This is a genomic window from Pseudorhodoplanes sp. (assembly GCF_035565855.1).
Classification (GTDB): domain Bacteria; phylum Pseudomonadota; class Alphaproteobacteria; order Rhizobiales; family Xanthobacteraceae; genus Pseudorhodoplanes.
The window spans coordinates 34,742-45,032 of sequence record NZ_DATMRX010000181.1 but is presented as its reverse complement, the minus strand read 5'-3'; the positions used below and the strand labels follow the sequence as shown (position 1 = coordinate 45,032).

Below are 10,291 nucleotides of genomic sequence, written 5' to 3'. Positions count from 1 at the left end.
CGGTCTCCCCGATCGCAAGCGGCGCCGTTGCCGGATCGAGCCTGCGGGTCACGATGGACCACACGCGGTCTGCAACCTGCTCGGGCGTGTCGCTTGCATCGATCACCACGCAACGCTCGGCTTCATCGCGCGCGAGCTGCTGATAGGCCTCACGCAGCCGCTCGTGGAACGCCAGGTCCTCGCTTTCGAAGCGGTCGATTTCACCGTCGCCCCGGCGCGCATGGGCGCGCGCGAGCCCGATCTGCGCCGGTGCATCGAGGATCAACGTGAGATCGGGGCGCATGTCGCCGACCGTGATCTTTTCCAGCCGCTTGATCAGGCGCGGATCGACGTGGCCGAGCACGCCCTGATAAACCCTCGTCGAATCGGCGAAGCGATCGCAAATCACCCAATGCCCGCGCAGAAGCGCCGGCCGGATCGTATGCGCGATGTGATCCTCGCGCGCCGCTGCAAACAGCATGGCCTCCGCGTCGGGGCCAAGCGGCTTGGCCGCCCCCGACAAGATCACATGCCGGATCACCTCAGCGCCCGGCGAGCCGCCCGGCTCGCGCGTCGTCGTCACGGCAATGCCGAGCCGTTTGAGCCGATCGGCGAGCATCCGGGCCTGGGTCGACTTCCCCGTACCCTCGCCGCCTTCCAGGGTGATGAACTTGCCGCGCATCAGGCAATCCTTGACGATGGAGGCCTTTATAGCTTCTCCAGCCCGGCGCGGAACCAGCCGCCGAACAATTCTCCCAGCGCATCCATCGCTTTGCGATGAAGCGGTCCGCTTTCGACCGATTCCGCCGCTTCGAGCGGCGTTTCGAGGGCGATCGTATCGCCGCGCCAGACCTTGAGCACGCCAATCGGTTGCCCCTGAGCAACCGGAACCCTGACCGGGCCTCGATAGACCACGCGCGCGACAATGCGCTCGGTCGAATTTTTCGGCACCATCAGCCGGATCGGCTTCTTGTCGCGCGACTCAAGCGGCACGTAACGTTGTTCGCCGCCGAACAGCCGTGCCTCACCCACCCGCTGTCCTTCAGCGAACAGCAGCCGGGACTCAAAACCGTTGAATCCGAAATTCAAAAGACGCCGCGCTTCGTCGGCGCGCTCATTTGCGGTTTTCAGTCCGGCCACCACGACAATCAGCCGCATGTCGTTCTGCACCGCCGAGCCGACGAGACCGTATCCGGCCTCGTTGGTGAAACCGGTTTTCAAACCGTCGGCGCCGATATTCATCGCCAGCAATGGATTGCGATTGGGCTGACGGATCTTGTTCCAGGTGAAATCCTTCTCGCCGTACCACTTATAGAATTCGGGGTAGGTATGGATGATGTGGCGCGCAAGCTTTGCGAGTTCGCGCACGGTGACGCGCTGCTCCGGATCGGGCAGTCCGGTCGAGTTGGTGAAATTCGACTGGGTGAGACCGAGCTCCCGCGCCCGCGCGTTCATCAGGCGCACGAAGCTCGCCTCGTTGCCCGCAATTCCTTCCGCAAGCGCGATGCAGGCATCGTTGCCGGACTGGATGATCGCGCCCTGCAGCAGGTCGGAGACCTTGATGCGGCTGTGGATCGGAGCGAACATCGTCGAGCCGCCCGATGGCGCTCCACCGCGGCGCCAGGCGTTCTCGCTGATGATGAATTCCTCGTCGAGCTTGACGTTGCCTTCCTTGATCTCGTTGAAGACGGTTTCCGCCGTCATCAGCTTGGCGAGACTGGCCGGCGCCACCAACGTGTCGGCGTTTTTTTCGAAGAGCACTGTGCCGGATTCCGCCTCGATCAGGATCGCGGTCGGAGCGGCTGTCGTGAATCCCTCATCCTTGGTCTTGCCGCCGGCGATCGTGGCCGGCGCGCCGAGCGACGCCCCTATCCCTGCAGCCAGCAGATAGAATGCGGAAACGGCGCCCACGGCGCATGCGGTCAGTCGATACATGGTCGGACAACACGAGGTGATGCGCGGAAGCCGCGCGGCCGTCGCCCCAGGGTGATGCCGGGCTGGCGGTGCCTAGTACAGTCCGCGTCCGCTCATGAATCCGGCGCGGGGATCATAACGCATCGATCCGCTACCGGAAACCGGGTTTGACGCCGTTCGCTGCGGCCGCCCGGCCGCTGTGACCTCAGTCAGCCGCGGCGAGACGGATTCTCCGAGACTGTAGGGCCGCGCCGCCGGGATCGGAACCGGGCCGCCGACGGCGAAACCGCGCGGGCTTTCGGGCAAGGCGATCGGCGCGCGACTGGCGGACGCCACCAGAACGGGCGCCGGCGCGGGTTCGCCATGGCGAAGCGTCGCTGCGAGCTTGCGATCGTCCGACCCTTCCAGGGACGCGCGGCCGACATATTCAACCCGGACGCGGGCCGTGCCGTTGTCCTTGAACCCGAGCAGATGCGCGCTCTTCTGCGAGAGATCGATCACGCGATTGCCGTGGAACGGTCCGCGGTCATTGACCCGCACGATCAGCGAGCGCTTGTTGGCAAGATTGGTGACCCGCACATAGGACGGCATCGGTAGCGTCGGATGAGCGGCGCTGATCGATTCCATGTCGAAGACTTCGCCGTTCGCGGTCAGGCGGCCGTGGAAATCGCGGCCGTACCAGGACGCCAGCCCCTCGGAGCGGTAGTTTGCCACCTCCTCCGGAACGTAAGTCCTGCCGCCGACCACATAGGGCTTGCCCACGCGGAACACCCCGCCCCCCTTGGGAGCGCGCTCACCCAGCTCGACAACGCGTGGACTGGACGGGACGCCATATTTCGGATCGACCTTGCGCGCGAATTTGTCGGACGAGGCGCAGCTCGCGAGCCCGAGTGCTGCGGTCATAACCGCCACCGCGCGAATCGCTCGTTTCCCCCGAAACGACGACATGCTGTCCCCAAAAAATTAGAATCTGGCCGGGCCAAAGCCCGCCTTGATTCACCATAGCGTGACCTGCCCGACACGCAAATGGGCGGAATGGCGGCTTGGTTAATGGCGGCTGAGCGGGCGGTATCGACGGGTGGAGTGAAGCCTGATTATCGTAATTCCCCTATTGTGAAGGATGCAGGCCAAGGATCAAAGGGCGCTTTGTTCCGGCGGTAATCTGGGCTAATCGACTGCGATCCCGCAGATGGAAGGGTGGCCGAGTGGTTTAAGGCAGCGGTCTTGAAAACCGCCGTGGGTGCAAGCCCACCGTGGGTTCGAATCCCACCCCTTCCGCCAGATTTTTCCCATCTTGACTTGGACGTATTGGCTCTGCGCTTCTTCGTAGAAGGGCGACGGCGAGAGCTTCCTGTCAAACCGTCTCTCGGTCCGGCCGCCGATTGCTCAGTCCAACGCGCAAGAGCCAGTCCACGGTCTCGAGAATCCTGGCGCGGGAGGACCACGCGGCTGCGCCCCAATGTGCGGTCAGCAAGGCCTGCGCCCGGTCGAGCAGCGCATTGCGCTGTTCTCCGAGCAAACGTGCGCGGGCGATGGTGGTCATATAGGCCGTGCGCCGGCTGTCGATTGCCGCAGGCGAAAGGGCGCGCCGTCGCGCAGCGCTTCTTGGTCGCGAAGACATTTCCGTCCCTGTGGCTCTGTAGCCGCTTCGGGACGTTAGCTGGGGGCTCGAGGCCGCCTGATAAAATAGGAGGCTAGCCGCGTAAATTCTGCATCACTCGATACCGCGTCGAAAGTCTAAGGTGCTACATCCATGGGAACCGCAAGGCGATATCCGACGCCAAGCTCAGTCAAAAGGATGCGCGGCTTGGTCGCATCAGTTTCGATCTTCTGACGCAACTTACGGACGAATATGCGAAGGTAATGCGTGTCGTGTACGTGCCACTGGCCCCAGACCTCCGAAAGCAGGCGTTGGTGGGTGACAACCTTGCCGGCATGCTGCGCGAGGATTTGCAGCACACGATATTCCTTCGGCGTCAGTGATAGCCGCTTGCCGTTCGCGGTCACCCGCCGCGCCGCGAAGTCAATGGTGAGATGCTCGATCGTGATGACGCTTTCACCGCTCTCCCCGCGCCTGTGCCGCCGCAATGCGGCCTTGGCACGGGCGAGCAACTCGGCCATGCCGAATGGCTTTACGACATAATCATCGGCGCCGAGTTCCAAAAGACGCACCTTTTCGTCCTCACTGGAGCGCACCGACAGCACAATGACAGGAACATTGGACCACGACCGCAAGCGCTCCAGCACGTCGCTGCCATCCATGTCGGGCATCGCAAGATCGAGGATCACGAGATCGATCGACCGCATCGTTGCGATCCGCAAGCCGGTCTGACCGCTTTCAGCTTCGTGCACCGTGTAGCCGTCGAGCTCGAGGCCAGCGCGCAGGAAGCGCCGGATCTGTGCCTCATCGTCAATCACCAGAACAACGGGGGGGTGCTGCGCGCTCATGCGTCGGTCTCGCTCCAGGCGTTTGCCGCGGGCACCACGTCTTCGCCGACAGGCAGGTGCATGAGGACGCGCGATCCGCAATCGGCGCCGGCGCTCTCGATTTCAAGGTGGCCGGCATTGGCCGCGATAAAGGATTGCGCAATCCACAGGCCAAGTCCGGCCCCGGTGATTGAGGAGGCGTGGCGCTTGCCGCGGAAGAAGCGCTCACCCGCGCGTGACCTTTCCTCGGCGGAGAACCCTGCTCCGCGGTCCGAAACCGCTATGGTCACATCGTGCCCGGTTCGCTTCGCCAAAACCTCGATCGCAGAACCGGGCGGCGAATATTTCGCGGCATTGTCGAGGATCTGCCCCAGAGCCTGCTCGACCAGGACCGAGTCCACGTAGACCAGAGACAGATCGGGTGCGACGCGGACCTCGACCTCATGATCCTTCAATCGCGCGCGTCGTCGTTCCACCGCCGCGTTGACGATATCCGCCAGCTCGGACCATTCGAATTTGGCATGCACGCCCTCGCTCGATATCCGGGTCGCGTGCAGCAGGTTGTCGATGTCGTGGTTAAGCCGTTCGGATTCCTCACGCGCGACATTGGCGAGGCCGGCGAGCCGCGGATCGGCCTTGATCTGCGGCGCCCCCGCGATCGTGGTTGTCGCTCCCAGGATTGCGGAAAGCGGCGTGCGGAGCTCATGCGAGACCGATCCGAGCAGCGCATCGCGCAACGCTTCGGCATCGGTGCGGCTACGCGCTTCGCTGATGGTGCGTTCGAGCCCGAGGCGCTGGAGCGTCGCGGCCGCATCGATCAGCAAGGCGTCGATGTCCTTTCCGATCTTTTCGGTCTCGGTGCGGCTGCGCGTTCCGAGATCAATGGCGATCACGCCAAATTCGGGGCTTTGCGCAGAAACCGGTCGCACAAGCCAGGTCTGGCCGTCTCCGTCCTGCGTCACCGTTCCCACGCCTGAATTGCCGCCGCGCCGCAATGCGCTCAGCACGCTGTCGCTGACCTGCGGAGGGACGCGCAGCGCCGTGCATCTGGCGAGCGCCTCGCTTTCGGTCGTGACCGGACCGAACAAAAGAACACTGCGTCCGACCAGCAATGTGAGATGCTGCTGGATCGCGTCGTAGATGCCGGCCGCATCGCGTGCCGACGCGAGCCGTCGCGCGAAGGCATACAGCGCCCCGATTTCGCGTTCACGGCGATTGGCACGGTCGGCCTCGATGCGCAGGCGCGTGGCGAAATGTCCGGTGGTGATGGCTACGGTGAGGAACAGGATCAGGTCGAGAATCTGCAGCGGATCGTGAACCCGCAGATCGTAGATCGGCGCATAAAAGAAAAACGCGGCCGATGCGATCGCGCAAAGGGCAGCGATGATGGCTTCGGTCACGCCCCATCGGATCGCAGCGACGAGGACCGGAACAATATAGACGATCGAGATGTGCCGGACGTTCGTGAAATGAATGATGATGGCGACGCCGAAGGTCGTCAGCGCCACGAGGACGACCGCATAGATCGCCGTCTGGAGGCGTTCGCGGATGGGCAATTGCACGGCTTGAAGCATGACAAACCGCTATTCTACAGCAAAAAAAGGCCCCGCACAGCGGGGCCTTCAGTTGCTCGGGGACACGGGGCAGTCTTACCGACCGCGCCCGATTGGCCTCAAGAAGATGCCCCGCTCATGGCCTCCACGCCGGAGCCGGACGTGATGTCGACATCCTTGGTGTCGCGCAGAAATACAGCACCAACCACGAGCGTCATGACTGCGACCACGATCGGATACCAAAGCCCGGCATAGATGTCGCCGGTCGCGGCCACGATCGCCGTCGCAAGCAGAGGCAGCATGCCGCCGAACCAGCCGTTGCCGATGTGATAGGGCAGCGACATCGAGGTGTAGCGGATGTTGGTCGGAAACATTTCGACCAGGAAGGCTGCGATCGGGCCATACACCATGGTCACGTAGATCACCATGATGAAGAGGATCAGCAGCGTCAGCGGCCAGTTGATCTTGCCAGGATCCGCCTTGGCCGGGTAGCCGGCCTTGGCGAAGGCCGCCGTCCAGGCCTTGGCATCCCAACCCTGCACCTTGTCATTTCCGATGCTCAGCACGGGCGCCGAACCTGCCGGCAACGTGTCGGTTCTGAACGACACGCCAAGCTTGGTCACGAAGTCCTTGGCGCGATCGCAATCCGAGAATTTCGACCACGGACCCACAAAGATATGGAAATTGCAGGTTGCGGGGTCGACGCCGACGCTGATCGCCTGCTTCTCCTGGAACGCCGCGAGGTCCGGGTTCGCCGCCTTGGTCAAGGCGCCGAACAACGGGAAGTACGTCACCGCGGCGATGAGGCAACCGGCCAGGATAATCTTCAGCCGGCCGATCCGGTCCGACAGCCATCCGAAGAAGATGAAGAACGGCGTGCCGATAACCAGCGAAAGGCCGATCAGGATATAGGCCGTGGCATAATCGACCTTAAGCGTAATGGTGAGGAAGAACAGGGCGTAAAACTGGCCCGTGTACCACACCACGCCCTGCCCGGCGGTGGCGCCGAGCAAGGCAAGGAGGACGTATTGGTTGTTGGGATAGCGCAGGAAGCTGTCCGTCAACGGCGACTTTGAACCTTTGCCCTCCTCCTTCATCTTCTGGAAGATCGGCGTCTCGTTCAGCTTGAGCCGGATCCAGACCGAGAAGGCCAGCAGAACGACGGAGACAAGGAACGGAATGCGCCAGCCCCATTCGGAGAACGCCTTTGCGTCCATCGTGGTGCGGCAAAGCAGGATCACACCGAGCGCCATGAACAGACCGAGTGTTGCAGTGGTCTGGATCCAGCTCGTCGCAAAGCCACGGTCATTGGGGCGAGCGTGTTCAGCGACGTAGGTCGCGGCGCCGCCATACTCGCCACCCAGCGCAAGGCCCTGCAACAGGCGCAGCGACACGAGCAAGATCGGAGACAGCCAGCCGATCGATGCGAAGGTCGGGAGAAGACCGACAGCAAAGGTCGAGGCACCCATCACGAGGATGGTGACGAGGAACGTGTATTTGCGGCCGACAAGATCGCCGATTCGGCCAAACAGCAATGCACCGAACGGACGCACCAGAAAGCCCGCCGCGTAGGTCGCGAAGGCGGAAAGCAGCGCTGCGGTGTCGTTGCCGGGCGGAAAAAACAGTGACGCGAAAAAGGGTGCCAGAACGGCATAGAGATAGAAGTCGTACCACTCGAAAACGGTACCTGTTGACGACGCGAAGATGACGAACTTCTCTTCCCTCGTCATGCCGGCACCGCGAGCCGACGTATGCACAGCGGTTGTCGTGGACATAGGCGCTCATCCCTTTGGTGCTACGGGGACGGCCTCTTCTTTTGCACATGCCTGCCGCCCCGGCGTCAAATTTGCCCATCGGGTTGCTCGCGTCTGTGCTTCTCATGTCGTAGACAAAAGGTCGGTATGCAGCGCGGTAACCATTTGATTGCAGCGACGAATTCATCCGGAATTCGCTTTGCTTGCCGACACACTTTTTCATCATGAATTTGGATCGGGATCGGCGCCAATGGCAGAGTAACGTTCGCGGCTGAGGCAACGCCCTTATGAGGGTGACATGGCAGTAGCTGTGGTCAGCTTCTCTCCACGCCGGCGAAAACAGCCTTCGCATCCTCATCCACACCCGATGACCCGACGCGTTGAACGACCGTCTGTGCGGATTCCATCCTTGGGCTTCATCAGGAAACCGCCCGCTCCCGACCGGCAGCATCATAAAGTCACAATTCGAGAGCCATGGATGAAGCGATATTCATGTCGCGACGCCACTCGGGAGGGGGCCTGTGCGCCGCCTATGAACGTGCAGAACCCGCACCTCATGCCTGCTCCGGCGGCAGAGAAGCCACCGCTCACCGTCGGTGAGCGCCTGCGCCTGATGGCGCACCATCCGCTGCTGATAGCAACCGGCCTCATCCTCGCCGTGACCGGCGTCGCGGTGGTCGTCTCCTATATCGAGTCCAAACCCGCCGCGCTGAAGATCGCGGTCGGCCCGAAGCAGAGCGAGGACCACAGGCTGATTCTGGCGCTTGCGCAATATTTCGCACGCGAGCGTGCGCCAATCAGACTGAAGCTGGTCCCGCAGGACAACACTGCGAAAAATGCCGAGGCGCTGGACAACGGAACGGCCGATCTCGCGGTGGTTCGCCGCGACGTGGCGATGCCAAAAGCCGGACAGGTTATCGCGGTCCAGCGCCGCGATGTCGCGGTGCTGATCGTGCCGGCGGTCGAGGCGCCCCCGCCACCGCCGACACCAGCAAAGAAAAACGGACGCGCCGCAAAGGCCGTCAAAGCAGCGAGCGTCACCTCGACCGTGAAACCGATCGAGAAGATCGAGGACCTCGCGGGCAAGACGGTCGGCATCGTCGGCCGCGCGCCTGCCAATGTCACGCTGCTGCACACGATCCTGCGCCAGTATGGCGTGCCGCCCGACCAGGTTACGACGTTGCAATTCGCGCCCGAAGATCTCACCACGCAGTTGAAGGCCGCGAAGTTCGACGCGCTGCTGGCGGTGGGGCCGGTCGGCAGCAAAATCATCGCCGAAGCGGTTACGGCGCTTGCGCGCGGCAAGACGCACCCGCTGTTTCTGGCAATAGGATCGTCGGAAGCGATCGAACAACAGAACCCGGTCTATCAATCGGCGGAAATTCCCGCCGGCGCCTTCGGCGGCTCGGGGCCGGCCGAGACCGTGGAGACGATCGGCGTCTCGCATTATCTCGTGGCGCGACGCACGCTCGACTCTGTGCTTGCTGGAGAGTTCACCAAGTGGCTGTTCTATGCCAAGCAGGCGCAGGGCGCAGAAATGCCCGCTTTCACCAAGATCGAAAGCCCGGATACCGACAAGGCGGCTTCGCTCAGCGTCCATCCCGGGGCGCTCGCCTATCTCGAAGGCGAGCAACGGGGCTTCTTCGAGCGTTACAGCGAACCATTATATTGGGCGCTGATGCTGTTTTCGTTCTTCGGCTCGGGCGCCGCCTGGCTCGTCAGTTACGCCCGCTCCAGCCCCTCAAAGTCCGAACGGCGCAACGATCTTGAGGCCCTGATCGGCGTGATCAAGCGCGCGCGGACCGCGGCCGCGCAGGAACTCGATCTGATGTGTATTGAGATCGACGACATCGTCGAGCGCGCCATCCGGCAGATCGAAAGAGGTGAAATCCATCACAATCGCTCGTCTGCGGTGACCCTTGCCGCCGATCAGGCCCGTCGCGCAGTTGCCGAACGGCGCGCAGTGCTGCTGAAGGTATAACAACACAGACAGAATCCCGCGTCCTGTGCCGGCGCGGCCTATTGCTGCTGGTCGCGAATTTCGGGTTCCGGCGGGATTTCGGTCGGTTGCTCGCAAATCGGCAGGTCACCCTTGGTGAAAACCTGTTCCCGATGCTCTTCCAGCCAATGCTGGTTGGCGGCGAGGGCGCTCAGGCTGCGTGTGTGGTGGTCGCGGTCCATGCACCGCAACGCCGGAACACGCAATCGGTTCGCCCTCACCCATTCGCAAGATGGTGATCGGGTGTGCTGGCACTGGGGGCCAATCACAGCGAATGCATCGTCACGACAGGAGCCCGCGCCCCGGTCAGGAGACGCGGGCCCTCGTTGTCAGGCCGCGGCCTTGTTCTTGATCGCACCGATAATGGCGGTGAGGATCGCCCCGCCCGCTCCGCCCGCGATCACCTGCGAAACGACACCACTGACGGTCAGATTGCCGGACTGGGCTGCCGCCACGATGGACGGCATCAGCAGCGTGACGATCTGACCGAGCACCCCTCCTCCGACTGCACCGGCAATGAGATTGCCGACCATCCCGAGATCGAATTGCGGAGAGGTCTTGCCGGCACCCGCACCGCCAAGCGCCCCCGCCACGAGATTGATGAGGATCTGTTCCATGGAGCCTCCTCGGCCCGTTGTTGAAACGGGCAGAGTCTAGACCGGCAT

Annotated in this window: 10 protein-coding genes and 1 tRNA gene; 2 read left to right on the top strand and 9 right to left on the bottom strand. The window is 62.9% G+C overall.

Annotated elements, in window-relative coordinates; all coding sequences use genetic code 11:
• The 3 genes from tmk to VN004_RS10040 form a co-directional block, all read right to left on the bottom strand.
• Positions 1-661 (bottom strand): dTMP kinase (tmk, locus tag VN004_RS10050; protein ID WP_325609513.1); only part of this gene is annotated, 661 nt, incomplete at its 3' end.
• 26 nt (positions 662-687) lie between these two features.
• Positions 688-1,914 carry a D-alanyl-D-alanine carboxypeptidase family protein gene (locus VN004_RS10045; protein WP_414710266.1) on the bottom strand — a complete coding sequence of 409 codons (1,227 nt, stop codon included), beginning with the start codon at positions 1,912-1,914 and terminating at the stop codon, positions 688-690.
• 72 nt (positions 1,915-1,986) lie between these two features.
• On the bottom strand, positions 1,987-2,796 hold the full coding sequence (locus tag VN004_RS10040; protein ID WP_325609509.1) for a septal ring lytic transglycosylase RlpA family protein: 810 nt from the start codon (positions 2,794-2,796) through the stop codon (positions 1,987-1,989).
• A 288-nt stretch (positions 2,797-3,084) separates the two neighbouring features.
• Between VN004_RS10040 and VN004_RS10035 the strand changes: the two genes are divergently transcribed.
• Positions 3,085-3,174: transfer RNA gene (locus VN004_RS10035), tRNA-Ser, on the top strand.
• 73 nt (positions 3,175-3,247) lie between these two features.
• Here VN004_RS10035 and VN004_RS10030 read toward each other — a convergent pair.
• The 4 genes from VN004_RS10030 to VN004_RS10015 form a co-directional block, all read right to left on the bottom strand.
• Complete coding sequence (locus VN004_RS10030) at positions 3,248-3,436, bottom strand: hypothetical protein (protein WP_325609507.1); 189 nt, start codon at positions 3,434-3,436, stop codon at positions 3,248-3,250.
• A 194-nt stretch (positions 3,437-3,630) separates the two neighbouring features.
• Positions 3,631-4,341, bottom strand: coding sequence for a response regulator (locus VN004_RS10025; RefSeq protein ID WP_325609505.1), 711 nt, complete (start codon positions 4,339-4,341; stop codon positions 3,631-3,633).
• A complete protein-coding gene (locus VN004_RS10020; protein ID WP_325609503.1) occupies positions 4,338-5,894 on the bottom strand; it encodes a DUF4118 domain-containing protein in 1,557 nt (518 codons plus the stop codon). Before VN004_RS10020 ends, VN004_RS10025 begins: the two co-directional genes overlap by 4 nt.
• A gap of 98 nt (positions 5,895-5,992) precedes the next feature.
• On the bottom strand, positions 5,993-7,648 hold the full coding sequence (locus VN004_RS10015; RefSeq protein ID WP_325609501.1) for an MFS transporter: 1,656 nt from the start codon (positions 7,646-7,648) through the stop codon (positions 5,993-5,995).
• A 511-nt stretch (positions 7,649-8,159) separates the two neighbouring features.
• Here VN004_RS10015 and VN004_RS10010 point away from each other — a divergent pair.
• Positions 8,160-9,608, top strand: coding sequence for a TAXI family TRAP transporter solute-binding subunit (locus VN004_RS10010; protein WP_325609499.1), 1,449 nt, complete (start codon positions 8,160-8,162; stop codon positions 9,606-9,608).
• A gap of 38 nt (positions 9,609-9,646) precedes the next feature.
• Here the strand turns inward: VN004_RS10010 and VN004_RS10005 are convergent, their stop codons facing one another.
• Complete coding sequence (locus tag VN004_RS10005; protein ID WP_325609497.1) at positions 9,647-9,808, bottom strand: hypothetical protein; 162 nt, start codon at positions 9,806-9,808, stop codon at positions 9,647-9,649.
• A gap of 147 nt (positions 9,809-9,955) precedes the next feature.
• Entirely contained in the window at positions 9,956-10,243 is a 288-nt protein-coding gene (locus VN004_RS10000) for a hypothetical protein (RefSeq protein ID WP_325609495.1), read from the bottom strand.
• Positions 10,244-10,291 lie beyond the last annotated feature (48 nt).